This is a genomic window from Peteryoungia rhizophila (assembly GCF_004912145.1).
GTDB classification, from domain to species: Bacteria; Pseudomonadota; Alphaproteobacteria; order Rhizobiales; family Rhizobiaceae; genus Allorhizobium; species Allorhizobium rhizophilum.
Window position 1 is genome coordinate 294,815 of sequence record NZ_STGT01000001.1, and the last position, 15,315, is coordinate 310,129.

A 15,315-nucleotide genomic window follows, 5' to 3' on the forward strand; every position below is an offset into this window, starting at 1 on the left:
GGTCAGCGCTCCCTGGAGACTGGAGGACGGCGGTTGCGGCCACGGCGCCAGACGCCATCATCGGCCATCATGTCGGTCAGCAAGCCCTCACGCAGGCCGCGATCGGCAACGCGCATGCGGCTCGACGGCCAGCGGCGGCGGATCGCTTCGAGGATCGCACAGCCGGCCAGAACGAGGTCGGCACGATCGGGCCCGATGCAGGGATTGGCGGCGCGGCCGGCGTAATCCCATGAGAGGAGCTTCGCCTGCATCGCGGTCACTTCGGCATCGGAGAGCCAGAGGCCATCGACCTTGCGGCGATCGTAGCGCGGCAGGTCGAGATGCACGCCGGCGAGCGTCGTCACCGTTCCCGATGTGCCGATCAGGTGGAAATCATCCTGGCTGCGGGCAATGTCGGGGCAATCGAAATTCGCCAGCATGCCTTCGACTTCGCGGGTCATGGCCTCGAAGACATCCGGGGTCACGTCACGGCCACCATGTCGCTCGGACAGCGTGACGACGCCGACCGGCAGCGAGGTCCAATGGGTGATGTGATTGGCCAGCCGGCTGGAGCGGTTGTCGTTGATCCTGATGACGGCGATCTCGGAAGAGCCGCCGCCAATGTCGAAGAGCACCACCGATCGGGCCTCGCGCCCGACCAGAGAGGAACAACCGGAGACGGCGAGACGCGCCTCGGTTTCCCTGTTGATAATTTCGAGCTGCAGGCCTGTTTCGCCCGTAACGCGCTCCAGAAAGAGCTCGCCGTTTTCGGCCGCGCGGCAGGCTTCGGTCGCAATCAGGCGCATGCGCCTGATGTCACGGCCGGAAAGCTTCGCCGCGCAGACGCGCAGGGCATCGACCGCACGGTCCATGGCATCCTGCGAGAGGCGCCCAGTGGCCCCCAAACCTTCGCCGAGACGCACGATGCGGGAAAAGGCATCGACGACACGGAACTGGCCGGGCCGCGTCGGCTGGGCGATCAGCAGGCGGCAATTGTTGGTGCCGAGGTCGAGGGCGGCATAGAGATCGTCGGGGCCGCCGTCGGTGAAGGCGCGCGGCCGATCCAGGGCACGCGTCTGTGTTTGCAGATGGACGGAACCGCGTGCCTCAGCGGCAGGTGCGGCCTGCTGTTCCGGTCGGCGGGTCTTGGCGTTTCCGGCGGATGGCGGCTCGGAGCCCGCGAGCGGACGCACCTGCCCGGGCTTCTGGGGTGCCGCATGGCGGTTTCGATTGCGCTTGCGCTTGCGCCCGGGACGATGGCCGGCCGGGTCGGATGGGGCGGTCTGCGGCGAAGACGAGGCGTGAAGTAGCGACGCGGCGCCGTCTGCGCCTGCCATGCGCGCAGCATCGTTGCGCACAGCCGTCGACGCATTCGTGTCGCCGCCGGACGGCTCGACATTGCCATTCGAAATGCCATTGAGATCGGAAGGCGGCTGGCCGCCACTCTTGCCACGCCTGCGGCGCTTTCGCTTGCGGATGGGGCCATCCACAAAGGCTGATTCGGAACGTCGCTCGGCGACCGGCGCGACTGCCGATCCTGCCGAGGCAGAAGTCTCGTGACCGTTGCTGACCGGTCCCGCCTTCTTGCCCTTGCCGCGCCGACGGGGAGATCCGCCCTTGCGCTTGCCAGGCGACGCCCCCTCGCTGTTCGGCTGTCCGCCGCGATTGGGGTCTGTCACTGAAGTTATCCACTGCACCGCGCAAGGCGCCAAGATCGACGCATGCCGCTGGTGTCATCATTCGTTTCGTTGGGCGGAGCATACCAGCGCCGGCCCCCGCCGCCAAACGGTTTTTCACAGGGCCGACGCGGGGCCGTCTCAGGCGCCGTCCACGCGGGAGAAGAGGAAGAATGGCGCGCGCCTAGCCCGCCGGCCGCGACATCCATCTCCCCCTTTCTGGCCCGCATGCATTTTTTTCGAAAATCAGTCTTTGCAATGCCGGATGTTTTGGCTATAAGCCCGCTCACCGATCGCCGCGGCGATACCCTGGTGGGGAATAGTTCAACGGTAGAACGACGGACTCTGACTCCGTTAATCTTGGTTCGAATCCAGGTTCCCCAGCCAAACTATTTTTTTCATATTTTTCAATGACTTAGGCAACCGGAGCAACCCCCTACCGGAACAGTTTGCCGCATCACTTTTCCGGAGCACGCCGACCGGAGGTCGACAGTCGGTCCCCCCTCCATATCCGCTCCTTCCCGCCCGCTTTTCATGAGTCTTGATCGGGTCGATTTGATTCCGGTGGACATCTAAAGCTTTGATAGTCCCGTTCGGTTCGTTTTCGCGCGATTATTTGACTATTGTGCTTCAATAGTCCCGAAAGGGATGATTCACATGGCAACAGCCTCCGATAGCGTAGCACTCGGCCAGCTGATCCGTGCTGAGCGAAAGCGTCAGCAACTGACCCAGGAACAGCTTGCCGATGTCGCCGGCGTAGGCATTCGGTTCGTGCGCGAGCTGGAGAGCGGCAAGGCAAGCTGTCGGGTTGGACTTGCTCTGACTGTCCTGCAGACGCTCGGCTTGATTGTGAGCATTACCTCCCGCGGGGCATCCTCATGAGCCGCGTGCTAGACGTCAATCTCAAGGATCGAAACGCCGGCGAGCTCAAGCAGGACGACGACGCCTCGCTCACCTTCACTTATGACGGTGACTACCTTGTCAGTGATCCAGTCGCCTTGTCAGCCTCCCTACCGGTTAGGCAAGATCTTTTCGTCGATCGCGTCGCCCGCCCGTTCTTCTCCGGGCTCCCGCCTGATGAAGGCGCCCGACGTCGATTGACTGCAGCACCTTAAAGAGATCCTCTCACCTGCTCAGACAGAGGCCACTGCTCGGCGGGGAAGCAGACGTGCGCCTCTCGCTTGCCGGCGCCCAATTGCAGTGGCAGGTTTGTTCAAAGGCGCGCCGCGCGGGACCGGCCGGCGAGTATCTGTGCTGGATCTACGGGCCGGGGCGCACGGAGTTCTACCTGGTCGGTGAAACCAAAGTCGTGCTCGATCTGCCCGGCACCAGCGTCAACTTCCATGGCGATCAGTTCCCGTTCGTCATCGAGCGCCGCCACACCAGCGTTGAGAAATGGGAACGGGTCGCCGGCTCGGTGAACATCGTCGTCGCAAACCGCGCCTTCGACGCATTCGTCGAGCAGCCAGGCGCCGGGATGCTCTACCGTGTGCGCCATGGAGGCCGGATCATCCACGAGACGGGGCCAATTGATAAGGCTGAGGCATCTGGATAGGTTGCGGCAACTAGGAGACACTCATGCGACGTTTAGTTACTGCCGTCTTCATCGCAACATTCAGTTTCGCGCCGCCAGTTTCCTCTAAAGAGCTTACTGTCAACGATGTGTTGGATAACAGTGGGGAATCCCAATTCTTCCAAGCAGTCGTCTACTCGACCTGGCAAGGGCTACAGTGGATGCACATCTGGACAGAAACCAGAGACGGGGTTCGAAACTATTGCCAGCCCGAAAAGCTGGGCATGGGTCTGGACACCGTCCGGGGTATGGTCAAATCCTACATTGAGGACAATCCGGCCGATGGTGAACGAGCCAGTAAAGAGCTTGGCCTGGTCATGATCATGGCCGCTCGCGACACCTTTCCCTGCAACTGATCCAACGTCAGTAACCTGCCGCACTCCATGAGGATCTGAGCTAAATTCAAATCATCGAAGCGCAAAGAGAAGACGCATACGATGACCAAGCTCAGTCATATTTGAGGGTAGCTACCTCGACCACGAATCGCCCAGCCTGGATAAAACCGTCATCCGCATACGGTAGGCGGAGGCTGATAGAGGATGGGCCATGGAAAGCGCGCTACCCTTGCCCCGCTGAGTCCGACAGTCGCCCGGCCGTCATGGTCAATCTGGGTGAAACCATCGCAGCCCCTATGCCTCGAATGATCCGGTCCAACGGCCCAGCACGCGGCCGAGACATTGCGCGTCCAGCGAATGCTGATGTTTCACTACCTGATCGGCAATGCCGACGACCATGCCAAAAATTATGCCCTGCTCTATAGCGGGAAGGCGCCGGACCTCGCACCGATGTATGATGCCATCTGCACGGCTGCCTATCCACGACTCTCAAAGAAGATGGCGATGTCTCTCTGTGGCAGGTCACTGCCAGACACGATCCGCTGGAGCAATGGGCGTCGCTCGTGCCGTCCAACAAAACCGCGACGCGCATGCTCGCCGGCGAGTTGATGCGGATGGCAGACGCGATCGGGGCGGAAGCCGACGTGCTGATGGAAGAGATGTCTGAGAATGGCACCTACCATCCGATCTTGCAGACTGTCCGGAAAGTTATCGACACAAGATGCGCCCTGGTGCGAAGGGCGTTGGAAAAGCCGAGCCAGTAGTCCCTACAGCTGCCTCTTACGGAGAAAGGACAGCCTAGCGTTCGACGTCAGTCTCGTTCGCCGGTTCCTGGGCAGCGTCGTTATCAGCCTCGGACAGCCTCAGCGCTTCCATGAGCGCCCCGTGGCGCTCATACTCTCTCCCGACAAGGTCTCCCGCTGCTGACGACTTGTGGCGCTTGGCCCGGCCAATGAGTTTCACGCTGTTGTCGTTCATCGTCTTCGCCTCGCAGTCGACCAGTGGGAGGCAGCGTGGTTCTGCCTGCTCGGCGCAAAGTATCACGCTTCGAGAGCCAATCAGCCGCCCCGAGGCGGGGAATGGCAGCGATCCTAGGGATCGATCGCTGACCTGAGGCACTGGCGCTCACTCGCGATACCTCTTCTTGCCGCGGCTGACTAAGATCCGCTAGCGCCGTGCGAAGACTCGCCGCATGGCAACTATTACCGTATGATCCGCGGATCGGGATCAAATGCGCCTAGCTTGCGGAGCGATGGCGAGACCAGGTTACAAATCATCTCGAGGCGCCATCGAAGAAGGGATCAACAGTGACCGAGAAGGACGTCCGTAGTGGCACCGAAGAACAGGGCTCTTCGCGCACGATTTCGGGCACGGATCAGCCTACATCGACAACCTATCAAGCCCGCCCCAATTCCGAAGAGGTGGACGTCGCCTCATTCGTGAAGGAATTGCTCGTAAGCGACAAGACCATCCTAGACTACCTCAAACAATCTGAGACCGACGAGCGCGCCTGACAGCAGCTCACCGGCACTAGCCCTCCACCCTCGCTGACGCCGACTCCGGCTTGCGGGGCAGTTTGGATGACGTCTACCGTCCCGAAGTCTGATGAACGACAAGAACCTAGGCTCACGCTCCAGCGCGACAACCAACTTTCACTAGGCAACTTCCGATCATGTAGTCCTGTTCAACAAGGACCGCAGCATGTTTCGAGCAAAACTGTCAGGGGGCTGCACATCATCCGGTGCCACGCTCCTGACAAAACTCACCCATGCATCTTCGCCGGCGCTCCTCTCCTGCGGGCCGAGCATGCGCTCCAAGAGGGCAACAGTGTCAGCGCTGTAGAATTGCGCGAGCGACACCCGGAATAGGGCTCTGTCATCGCAATTGAGCATAGCAGCGACGGCGGGGACCTTATCGAGCGGCATCTTTGCGTTTCCGTCCAGGACAAGCCGGACCAGGCGTTCAGGCGAGCCTGATGGGCCGTCGATGTCATGGAGGCTCAGGCCTACAGTTGCGATGCACTCGGTGAGATAGTTGCGGATCGATAAGCTGTTCATGTCGTGCACTCATCTCTTGATGTCGATGAGTTACTTATAGCGGAGGGTTGCGTGGGGGTGTCTCGGGGGCTGACGCCGACGAAGAGAACCCATGCGCCGGATGACAGGGGCTCCATTTAAAGCCCCTAGCAGGTTCCAGGCACGCGCCAGGTAGAGCGAGTGGATCCAGGAGTAGGCCGGATCTCCAAGGCAATACAGGATTGAACAAGCAGTTCAATCCGCCGAAGGCGCGGTCAGTCGATCTTCTTCTCTCTCTTTTCCCTCTTCTTATGCTTCCTTTTCTTCTTCTTTTTCTGCTCTTCCTGTGGCTTCACCTCTTCGAATGAATCAATCATTCGCCACAGGAATTCGTTCAGGTAAGGAAGGTCTTGGGTCTGATGCATGCCTTCAAGTGCGGTGCAGAACAACCTGTTCTCGTCCAGGTTCAGCGCCTGCGCCACAGGCTTCACGAATTCGAGTTTCAGGCGAGCTCTGCCAGTAAGAAGGAAGGTCAGATATGTGCCCCTGATCCCAGCGTCGTATAGCGCATGCCATCCGCCAGATCCGATATCATCCAGGCGAGCACGCAGCGTTACTGCGAGATGGTGCCAGTTCTGGTGATTACCGCCCATAATCGTCTACGCTCCCTTCGACAGGTTGCGCCTCCTGGAACGATTCCTTTCGCCGCCGCCAGCTATCTATGATGGCGTTCACGCGCGGCTGGACGCGCCGGCGGGCTTCCACTCGGTCAATCCCGGTGAGCAAAAGAGTGTCGTAGTCGGTGTGGTGATGGCGCAAGTGCGTTTGCATCGTTATGCCAACCGCCTTGCCTATTGTGGCACCTGTCCAGTTCTTGCTGGCAATCTCGGCGGCAAACCAGGCAACTGCAAAGTCTGGGCAGCCTGGGTGCTTCTTGCGGATGTGCTTGGTTACAGCATCAATCCTGTATCTCGTCATCGTTCGCTCCGATTTAATAGGTGGAGCTCACTAACGATCACAGCGGGTGCCAGATAAACAAACGCTTATTCCTGTGGATTGCGGGGATAATCTGGGGTGCTTTTAAAGCTCGTTGGGCGACGTGTCCTTGCCACAACACCGGGAGGGCATCCTTTAGCGGGAAATCGAAGTCCTAGGTTTCCGAGGAAAGTCGATGGGGATGCCTTTAGACGCCACCGACATTCCTGGCGCCAATCCTCCCATGAAAACGACCACAACCTCAGGGCGCAACCCAACGTTGGCGCTCACGTTGTCACTGACAACTTAATCCCGCTCATAGTGCCTCGAGTGCCAACCTTTCATGCCAAAAAGTTGACGGAGCCTGACTGCGCCTGCCGTTTAACGCACCGTTATGTTGACGGAGCTTTCCATTTAGTTGTCACTTTAGGCACGAAAACAGAGATTTCCCCCATCGTGTCAACTTCTGTTTCAAGAAGGCGCAGAGATGCAACAGCTGTGGTCGCCTCGCTCCGCTGCCCCTGCCACACCACAACCGATGATAGCCGTTCAGCAGTGCAAACGTAGGCTACGATAATACCGACAACCTATACCGGTCAGGGGCGAAAAGGCATTTTTCTGAGCCGATGCGGATACTGCCGTGGCAAGCGATATTCACGCTTGCTTGAACCAGATGGGCTCCGTTGTCGTAGTTCAGAGTCAACAATGCTCGGTCAAATTGATACATTCCTGCATCGACGGGGGAGCGATGGCAGAGCGCCGCCGCAATGTTTTGCCTGCAATCTCCGCCTCGAACCTCCTGTGTAGGTCTAAACTGCGGGGGAAGCATGAGGCAGACGCAACTAAGAAGTGAGGTCTATTTTGACCTGGCCAGAGACAGCGACTGCTCATAGATGACAGACAGCCACCTCACCTTAGCGGCGAGCAAGCGCGACAGTGCTCTTCCGCTTTACCCTACAAGAGCTAAAACCTCCCACAATCTCAACGACTCCATCGGCGCGCAGTCGCAGCCTTAAATATCTTTGTCGTGGCCCTCCGGATTAACGTGAGCACATAGGCGATCAGAACGATAATCGGAGCGATAACGACCGCGAAGAACGGCGCCAAGTTGCGGCCGGCGTCTGATATCCACTCTCTCATCAACCAGACATGCTCCGCTGTTGCCTCGTCGTCGGTAAACATGCCGTCGCCATTCAGGTCGAACGCGTAAACACGCCAGTCCAAGTAGGCATTGGTGACGAACGCAAAGCCGACCAGGACCGCGTAGGCCAGCGCCAAGTTAAGCACGACTTTCGCCCATCCAGACATGGGCTTTGTGCGAAGGTCAATGATCAGAAACAGCAGAAATGAAAGGCCGATAGCGCCAAAGTGGGCGATCAATGGCGCGTAGGTGACTAGTGTCTGCTCAATCATCTTTGAAATTTAATGGACAGAAATGGCTATCAAGTTCGGCTCACGGTTGTATTCCGCTAGTCTTTAAAGAGCAAGCGTCAGGCGGCGGTGATGAGCTACACTAATCCCGACGCGAATGCAGAAGGCCTCCGTGACGCGCGCGGCTCTCTTCCTGCCCTTCGCATCGATCAACATATCGGGGCCAGCCAGTGAAAATCCCTGAGTAAACCAGACGCTACTCCCGATATTTATAGGCACTGTAGTAGGCATCGTGCTCTGACATCAGATGGGGCGGTCCGGACCCCAATGGGTCCAGCCACGCAACGGCCTGCTCTGCCCAGGTGAGCCATTCCACTGCTGCGCTGCTCTCGCTAACCGGCGATTGGGCCACGAGCGCTTGGACAGCGGTAACGAATGCTCTCAATTCGGCGGCTTCGCGATGCCGTCGTGCCATAACCCTCAGTTCGCCAACGCGCGCGAACTGGATTTGCTCTGAGCGTTTCCGTTCGGCTTCGCGTTTCTCCCAGATCGCGTATTGGCGGGCTTGCTCCTCCCTCTCCAAACGGCGTGCGTGAAGGGAAAAGCCGGCTGCTGCCAACCCCTCCAAGATGCTAGGCATGGTCGCCTCTAGCCGCTGCTTCTTTCCATCGGCCCAGTTGACGCGCAGTCCGAGATAGCTGGCGTTCGTAATCGTGAGCTTCAACAAACCCGATGGCACATGGTCGAATTCCGGGATCTTGTGCCACGAGTATTCCGCTGCATCCCGCAGTTCTTGCTTAGTCGGAATGTGAGCAACCCTCTTGGTCTGCTCGTTGAAACTGATCCAGATCTCTTCCTCCTGGATGATTAGACGCCATGCCTCGGTATCCTGCTTCTGCAAAATCCAACCTTGCCCTTGTATCTCCCGCACCAGCTGGTCAACGAGGTTGCATATTCGCCCGATGGGGCCGGGCGACGTCATGAATTTGAAGGGCGGCAACGTGATAGTGGCAAAGTCCTCATACCATTTAAGTCTTGCGAGGCGCTTGCGGATTGAAGCCACGATCGGGTGCGGAGGGGGCGCTGTCTGGACGTTTTCGACTGCTCCTGACCTAACTTCGCGAATCTCGACCGGTTTAGCGGCCAGGGTATGGCGTGGCACCTTCGGGCCCAAACGGACAACTAAGCCTCTGTCAGCCCTCTCTGTCGGCAATTCAGGTCTCTCGACTGCTTTGCCGAAAGCCAGCTTCTGCCAGTATCCAACTGGTGGAACGGGTATATCGAAGCGTCTGCAGACGTTGGCGAGCGTTTGACCGGATACGCCGAATTCTGATCCCAGCTTGTTCAGCGGTGTCGACCAAACCAGCTGGTAGATTTCCTCTCGTGTCTTCTTCATCGCTGCCGATCTCGCTTCCCATGAACTCTTGATACGATGGAAGCTGCGGAAATATCGGCTTTGATCTAAATCACACTGCGTATGAGCCGATGGCAGGGTCGACGAGCACGCCAAGGTTATAGGTTATCGCCACTATAGATATCGAGCAGCAGGTCAGGGTTTGAACCCTGACCCTGCAGCTCTTCCAAGATTTGCTCGAGGATCACGCCATATTTGCCCTGAGCGCTGGCGCGGCTATGATGTGCGAGATCAGCCAAGGTTCTCCTCGTTGCTTTGGCGAGGCTATCAGCAACTGGATCGGTGCCTATAACCAGGGCATGTCTGTCGACCATTCGCCAACGGATCAGACCGACGAGGAGAAACGGCGCGTAGTGAAACTTGTTGTAGGTGGTGCCAAGGTTTTCCCGGAACTCCAAAAGCACACGCTTGGCAAGGACTTCAACATTCTGCCTTGTGAGCTGCCGGGGAGCGGTTTCGGATCGAGAGAGCATAAAGGCTAGCGCTGCAGTTTCACGCTGCCACACCCAGTTCTGTATCGGTTTCTGCAGGATCTTGTGTATGGCTCGCAACTCGAGCGTCTTGTCAGAAACGATCCGCCCAAAGCCCTGGTAAGCCAGCTTCCAGTGGCTTGGATGGTTGAAGAGCTTATGGCCCGATACTTGTTGGTCCCAAGCATCAAGAAGAACGATCGCCACGTCGTTCGGGCAAAGCCTGAACAGCCAAGTCAGAAACCGGAGAGAGTCGTTACCGGCATCCAAATTGCCGGACAATCGCAAAGTCAAATGAGTGAGCGCTTGATCAATCAGCTTCCTTAGATTTGCGAGCGTTACGCCGTCGATCTCGGATGGCAGCTGGCCATCGCTTGAAACAGCATAAGACCGAGCGTATCGATCATCTGCTTTATCCGCCAAGGCTTTCCAATCGACCTCAACAACATTGGCGTTCGTGTTCACGAGCTCCGCGAAACCCACTTCGAAGACACTGTCGTCCCACAGAGCTTTGGAGCAAGGTATGACCAGACGACTTGGAACTGTCGGTTCTGGTTTCTCCAATTTGGTAAGAAGTTCAGACCAGTCCTCAACGAGTTCTTCCGCGCTGTCCCAATCAACCAGAAACTGCCTCGTAAGGCTTTCCGCGTAGACAAAAATCCTGGCGCGTCCAGATGCCGGGGCTTGCTCCACACTCAACTCAACCGGCACAGTGCCCGAGAGTTTCAGACCCAGATCGACAATCGCCTTTCTGGGCTTGGCAGTGTTCTGCTTGCGAAGGTATATGGAGAACCGCTCCTGTCCTGCTTGTATCGCGAACTGGGCGGGTGCAGGGCTTCGATAAATCTCACCCGCCGGGAGCGTAGTCTCAGGATCTATAAGGTCGTAACTTTCCGCGCCTGAAGGCCTTTGCACAATTGTTGAAATCTGCGGCAAGAAGTCGAAATAGACGGGTTCCCGCTTGTTCATTCGTGTCGATGCGACCAGAGCGCCCTTGGCGACGGTCGATGGTGGTAGCGATACCAGCGGTATCCCAAGCGCATCAGCAAAATGATCTTGTATATGTTGCCTTACGGCTCCTTCAGTCAGAGACTCAACAAGCACCAAGTCACAACTGCGGAGTAGATCCAGTATTGCGGATGGCAAGTCGGGGAACTCTAGGGAAAGCTTGTTTGGCGGCTCGAGGGCCTCCCAGTCGCCGTTGTTCATGCGAAGCAACTCAGGTTTAGTTTCAAGGCCCAGAGCCAAGCGCCCTACTGAACTTGCGGTGTGCAGTGGTGCGCTCCAATGATTGGAGACTGACGCCTCTAGGCTACTGAGTGCGGTTTGCGCCAGATACTCATATCCAAGTGAGCATTCGATGAGCTGACCAAAGTTTCGGCGCTCAGGTGCGAGCACCCCGCTGCCTTGGCCCTTGTGATTCTTGACTGCGAGCGCCTGAACAGTGAACCCTCGATCAACATGATTGATCACGCCGACGCGACAGGGCTTTTGGATGAGCTCAACTGATAGTCCATACAGAACCGAAAGCACGGGCCTCCAGACCAAGAGCGGTGTAGATATCTTCGACCGCCGCAGAGCGCTTAAAAGCCGTTCCTGAAGGATTTCGCTGCTGTCCGTGACATCGTCGATGCTCGCAACGCCGATGCCCGCTCCGACGAACATCCCTGAAAATGCGTGGCTAAGAGCCAGAACGCTCGGATCAGGAGAGCTCAGCAAGGATCTGACCGATATCCTGCGATCATCGCTTCCTAACGCTCCCCATCCGCCGCCTCGCCCATGCGGAGCAAGCCCGGCTTGTGCGCCCCCGACAAGCCGGCTTGCTTTGCCATCCCCGACCATAACGACTGAGCCGAATACGCCACCTTCCGTGGTATTGTCGTTTACCGCTTCCTCACCATCGGCCGCAATTTGCCAATTACGACTTGCGAAGTCCCGCCAGCCATTTAGGTCATAGCCACAGAGCTTTTTCATTAGGGCCCCGAACTGTAGATGTCGCCGCGGGCGAATGCTCGTATCGCATCAAGACCAAGCTTGAGCCCGGCCCCCGCCGGATCGAAAGCTACGCCCTGGACATTTGTCCGGACATCGCTCGCCTCCACCACCTCAGGCAAACCATTAGCTGGTGTCAGGATAAGGCCCTGCCTCAAGGTTTCTGACGTTGAGACCTTCTGGATGGCCATCAGGCGCCTGTTGGCTTCTACGACAGCTTCCTTCACGTCTATGCGGTCAAGAGTATGAGGTGTCCAAACTGCCACTGTGCGGGGGACGTCAACGCGGCTTGGGTCCGTAATCTTCAATGCCACATGTGAACGCGCATAGCTCAGAAGCCCCCTGGCCTGACTTGGGCGGGAATGAACTTCAACAATACGATTGAGCCGCTTCAGCCAGAAGACTGCGATGGGATTATCCTGATCAAACCATCGGCCGAGGCTTGCTTCCGAGCGCCAGAAGATTGGTGACTGCGCTACAAGCTCGCAATCCTCAACGTCGTGAAGTGCCAATATCACGGCTAGAACACAGAAGTCTGTCCATGTCTCTGCCTGCCATGCCCACAGGTCGTCAACAACCAGCTGGTGCTTGAGCAGTCTCAACCACGCTTGATAGACCGCTCGGTAGTTGGCGTCCTGCATGAGGACATAGTTCGGAGCAATGCCCGCCTCTGCGATCATCACGTCCAGCTCCGCCAAAAGGCGGGAAAAAGTTCTGCAGAAGCGGTATAGCGCGTCCACTTGTTCGTAGCGTCGGCTGGCCTTTGCCTTCGGATGCTCCTTCATCCATTGCCTAGCCACATCCGAGGCAAGAACCGTGTAGGCGTGCAAGACTCGGTTCTCAGCAGTATCGAAGTTTTCGCGGCGAACCGTCGCTAAGATCCGTTGGCTCGACCCTGCCCGCTCTGCAATAGTGCTGCCAGGCTGGCGGACAAGCCAACGCATCGAAGCACGATCCATTTCCCTCACTCTGTCCAATGGCACAAGCTCGCGGGTGCGGCGCAGCACCTTCCGGATCCGCGGTTCAAGGTCCTTGAGCTTCGGGAGGATCTCTCTCGCCTGCCGGATGATCTCGGCCATGCGTGGGTCATCCTCGTGCTCCGCCCTTTCCCACGCGGCCTTGAGACGTGGCCAAACGTGAGCGGGCTCGTCTAATGCCTCCCCCAACTCCTGGACTCGAGCCAGCACCTCGTTCATTCGACGCAAAAGTGCCTGCGCTCGCAGATCCTCTTCTGTCTCGCTTTCGATCGTTTTCGGCGGCCGGACCGGGAAGCCCTGTCGAGTTGGATTTTTTCCAGAACCTGCGCGCGGATATGGATGTAGAAGCAGATCGATCGGTTGCCCCTGGATCATGCCCTTGAGCAACACCGTATGCTCCGTCTTGGAACGAGCAGGTGGGGTCACCTCGCTGATCAGGCAATCCGTCGCCCCGAAGGCATCAAGGCGCTCACTACTCCATGGACGGGGCAGGTGCAGCATCAACGAATGACTCCGTTCCAAACGAATTGCCCAGATCCATCCTGTGCGGCCTGGCGTGAGTCTTCGATCGCCTGAGCCAATGCCTCATCTTCCAGGTCTCTGGCCACGAAATCTCGCAGTTTGCTGAATGGGTCATCAAAGCTATGCACTTCGAGCCCGCGCAACTTGGGGAGCAGCCTCATCTCCACCTGATCTGCCAATGGCGCATGCAGAACCTGGCCTCGATCGCTTAGGGGATAGTTTGCAACATAGGCCACGATTGCTTTTCCAAGCCGGTGACCAAAAGGACGCTTGAAGGCGCTCATCAGCTCGATCATGGTGTTTAGGCTGGACTGGACCAGTGGCTTCTCTTCAACAGCCTTCGAATCGCGAACCCAGCTGCTCCAACGCTTCGCCGAAAGTGCTTCGGGCGTTGGCAGCTTTTCCGATACCGTGGCTGTCTTGAGTTTTTTCGGCGCGGCGAATCTCAGAACGTTGGCTCGGTCTACAACCTTGTCGGAAAGCGACTGAGTGCTCTCGTCCTCGTTCATGGTGCCCGCGAAGAGAAGATTGTAGCCGGGGAAGATTCTGGGCGCCTCCCGACCCTTGGGCATTGGAATTTCCAGTTCGATCTCGGCGTCCTTGCGGAGTTCAGCCTTTTCAACGTTTTTGGCAGACGGTCGGCTCTCGAGCCGGCTGAGAAAGTCAGAGAAGTAATATTCGACGCGCGCGAGGTTCATCTCATCGAGCAGAACCATCAGCATTCGGTCCTGGAACTCCGATTTCGGATTGTTCAGGAAGTCGAGCTGATACAGCGCCCTGGCCATGTCGGTCGGCCTGAAGCGCTTTTCGATATAGTTGTAGAAGCCCATCAAATCCTGAGGGCTATCCCACCTCGGCTGCACGGGAACCTGAAGGAAGCCAATACCCATAGCCGCCGCATACTGCCTGGGCAGCTGGCTCTTGCCCGTCCCAGATATGCCCGCAAGGACAGCCATCTGCGCTGTCTCATTTACCTTCATGGCGGTATGGAAAGCCCGGACCACCCGATCAGGGTAGTCTAGCCCACTGGCCTTCAGTCTGTCCCCGACGTGTTTGAGAGCATCGGCTTCGTTTTCCGGCGCCCGATCTTTCCATTCTTTCAGTCCAGACAGAACAGGTGGGAGAAGGCTCAACTCTTTCAGCCGTTCGTCGACTTGCTTTGAAACGTCGGGATCGGCGCCCGCGTCAGCTGAATTACCAGCCAACTCCTCCAGATGGGCAAGTTTGGCCAGAAGTGCGGCTCTCCTATCCTCCAGAGAGACGACCGACCGTTCAGCAGAACTGATCTGTTCCTGTGCGGCTGCCAGCTTGGCTGCGACGTTTGCCAGCTCAGATCTTGCCTCAACGGCTGCGGCGCGTTCTGCCGCTTGCTGTTCGCGCATCAACTCAAACTCACCGCGGGCCGCTTCAACCCGGCCACTTAGATGGGCGAGTTCGCGTTCGCTTTCAGCCAACGACTGATTTACCTCTTCGAGACGCGCCTCGGAATCCGCTAGATCTCGCTTCTCCTCACGGAGAGCGGTGATCTGACGCTCAAGTTCCGCCAGTTCACTCTTCATCAGCTCGATCTGTGCGAACATGCGCTCGGCCGCAACTATGCGATCCTGCACCGCTTCAAGGTCGAGCCGTGCGGTCGCGAGATCTGCGTCGACTGTCGCTTTCGCTGCGAGAGCAGTTTCCATTTCGACGGTCAGCTTGCGGATCTCAGCTCTCTTTTCGTCTTGGAGACTCCACTCAAGCTTTAGCTCATCCAGCTGCCGCTTTGTGGCATCATACTCGGCCTGAATGTCTGCGATGTTCTCAAGCCGCTTCCGCCGTTCAGCAAGTTCTGTCTCAACATCTCTCAGAAGGTCTCTCTTGCTGTCGATGTCAACTAGAAGGGCCTCCAGCGCACGCTGCGGACCTGCGGCAGAAACGACGCGGTCGTGAAAAATCGCGAAGAACAACTGGATGCCGATGAGTCCAAATAGGCCGATCCCGAGCAGCAGGAATATAAGGGTATTCGACGTAAGCATT

Annotated in this window: 17 protein-coding genes and 1 tRNA gene; 8 read left to right on the forward strand and 10 right to left on the reverse strand. The window is 57.8% G+C overall.

The window, feature by feature from the left end; all coding sequences use genetic code 11:
* Positions 1-2: 2 nt before the first annotated feature.
* On the reverse strand, positions 3-1,469 hold the full coding sequence (locus E9677_RS01500; RefSeq protein WP_456238976.1) for a Ppx/GppA phosphatase family protein: 1,467 nt from the start codon (positions 1,467-1,469) through the stop codon (positions 3-5).
* Positions 1,470-1,968: 499 nt separating this feature from the next.
* On the opposite strand from E9677_RS01500, the gene E9677_RS01505 reads away from it, so the two are divergent.
* From E9677_RS01505 to E9677_RS25370, 7 genes are all read left to right on the forward strand, one after another.
* Positions 1,969-2,042: transfer RNA gene (locus tag E9677_RS01505), tRNA-Gln, on the forward strand.
* 261 nt (positions 2,043-2,303) lie between these two features.
* Positions 2,304-2,537, forward strand: coding sequence for a helix-turn-helix domain-containing protein (locus E9677_RS01510; protein WP_136556334.1), 234 nt, complete (start codon positions 2,304-2,306; stop codon positions 2,535-2,537).
* Positions 2,534-2,770 carry a HipA N-terminal domain-containing protein gene (locus E9677_RS25355; protein ID WP_205910083.1) on the forward strand — a complete coding sequence of 79 codons (237 nt, stop codon included), beginning with the start codon at positions 2,534-2,536 and terminating at the stop codon, positions 2,768-2,770. The genes E9677_RS01510 and E9677_RS25355 overlap by 4 nt, the downstream gene beginning before the upstream one ends.
* 53 nt (positions 2,771-2,823) lie before the next feature.
* Entirely contained in the window at positions 2,824-3,210 is a 387-nt protein-coding gene (locus tag E9677_RS25360) for a hypothetical protein (RefSeq protein WP_205910084.1), read from the forward strand.
* A gap of 23 nt (positions 3,211-3,233) precedes the next feature.
* Positions 3,234-3,584 carry a hypothetical protein gene (locus tag E9677_RS01520; protein ID WP_136556335.1) on the forward strand — a complete coding sequence of 117 codons (351 nt, stop codon included), beginning with the start codon at positions 3,234-3,236 and terminating at the stop codon, positions 3,582-3,584.
* Between the two features lie 342 nt (positions 3,585-3,926).
* Entirely contained in the window at positions 3,927-4,172 is a 246-nt protein-coding gene (locus E9677_RS25365) for a HipA domain-containing protein (protein ID WP_205910085.1), read from the forward strand.
* Entirely contained in the window at positions 4,127-4,327 is a 201-nt protein-coding gene (locus E9677_RS25370) for a hypothetical protein (RefSeq protein ID WP_205910115.1), read from the forward strand. Before E9677_RS25365 ends, E9677_RS25370 begins: the two co-directional genes overlap by 46 nt.
* A gap of 34 nt (positions 4,328-4,361) precedes the next feature.
* On the opposite strand, the gene E9677_RS01530 is transcribed toward E9677_RS25370, so the two are convergent.
* A complete protein-coding gene (locus tag E9677_RS01530) occupies positions 4,362-4,541 on the reverse strand; it encodes a hypothetical protein (protein ID WP_136556336.1) in 180 nt (59 codons plus the stop codon).
* A gap of 329 nt (positions 4,542-4,870) precedes the next feature.
* Here E9677_RS01530 and E9677_RS01535 point away from each other — a divergent pair, with 329 nt between their 5' ends.
* Positions 4,871-5,077 carry a hypothetical protein gene (locus tag E9677_RS01535; protein ID WP_136556337.1) on the forward strand — a complete coding sequence of 69 codons (207 nt, stop codon included), beginning with the start codon at positions 4,871-4,873 and terminating at the stop codon, positions 5,075-5,077.
* Between the two features lie 156 nt (positions 5,078-5,233).
* Here E9677_RS01535 and E9677_RS01540 read toward each other — a convergent pair whose 3' ends face one another.
* The 8 genes from E9677_RS01540 to E9677_RS01575 form a co-directional block, all read right to left on the reverse strand.
* Positions 5,234-5,620 (reverse strand): hypothetical protein, encoded by a 387-nt coding sequence (locus E9677_RS01540; protein WP_136556338.1) that lies wholly within the window; start codon positions 5,618-5,620, stop codon positions 5,234-5,236.
* A 233-nt stretch (positions 5,621-5,853) separates the two neighbouring features.
* Positions 5,854-6,231 carry a hypothetical protein gene (locus E9677_RS01545; protein ID WP_136556339.1) on the reverse strand — a complete coding sequence of 126 codons (378 nt, stop codon included), beginning with the start codon at positions 6,229-6,231 and terminating at the stop codon, positions 5,854-5,856.
* On the reverse strand, positions 6,221-6,556 hold the full coding sequence (locus tag E9677_RS01550; RefSeq protein ID WP_136556340.1) for a DUF2293 domain-containing protein: 336 nt from the start codon (positions 6,554-6,556) through the stop codon (positions 6,221-6,223). The genes E9677_RS01545 and E9677_RS01550 overlap by 11 nt, the downstream gene beginning before the upstream one ends.
* Before the next feature lie 978 nt (positions 6,557-7,534).
* A complete protein-coding gene (locus E9677_RS01555; RefSeq protein ID WP_136556341.1) occupies positions 7,535-7,966 on the reverse strand; it encodes a hypothetical protein in 432 nt (143 codons plus the stop codon).
* A 214-nt stretch (positions 7,967-8,180) separates the two neighbouring features.
* Positions 8,181-9,320: a PIN domain-containing protein gene (locus E9677_RS01560; protein ID WP_136556342.1), complete on the reverse strand. Its 1,140-nt coding sequence runs from the start codon at positions 9,318-9,320 to the stop codon at positions 8,181-8,183.
* A gap of 116 nt (positions 9,321-9,436) precedes the next feature.
* On the reverse strand, positions 9,437-11,782 hold the full coding sequence (locus E9677_RS01565; RefSeq protein ID WP_136556343.1) for a hypothetical protein: 2,346 nt from the start codon (positions 11,780-11,782) through the stop codon (positions 9,437-9,439).
* A complete protein-coding gene (locus E9677_RS01570; RefSeq protein ID WP_136557152.1) occupies positions 11,782-13,278 on the reverse strand; it encodes a DUF2357 domain-containing protein in 1,497 nt (498 codons plus the stop codon). Before E9677_RS01570 ends, E9677_RS01565 begins: the two co-directional genes overlap by 1 nt.
* Positions 13,278-15,314, reverse strand: coding sequence for a chromosome segregation ATPase-like protein (locus E9677_RS01575; RefSeq protein ID WP_136556344.1), 2,037 nt, complete (start codon positions 15,312-15,314; stop codon positions 13,278-13,280). Before E9677_RS01575 ends, E9677_RS01570 begins: the two co-directional genes overlap by 1 nt.
* Between the last annotated feature and the right edge of the window lies 1 nt (position 15,315).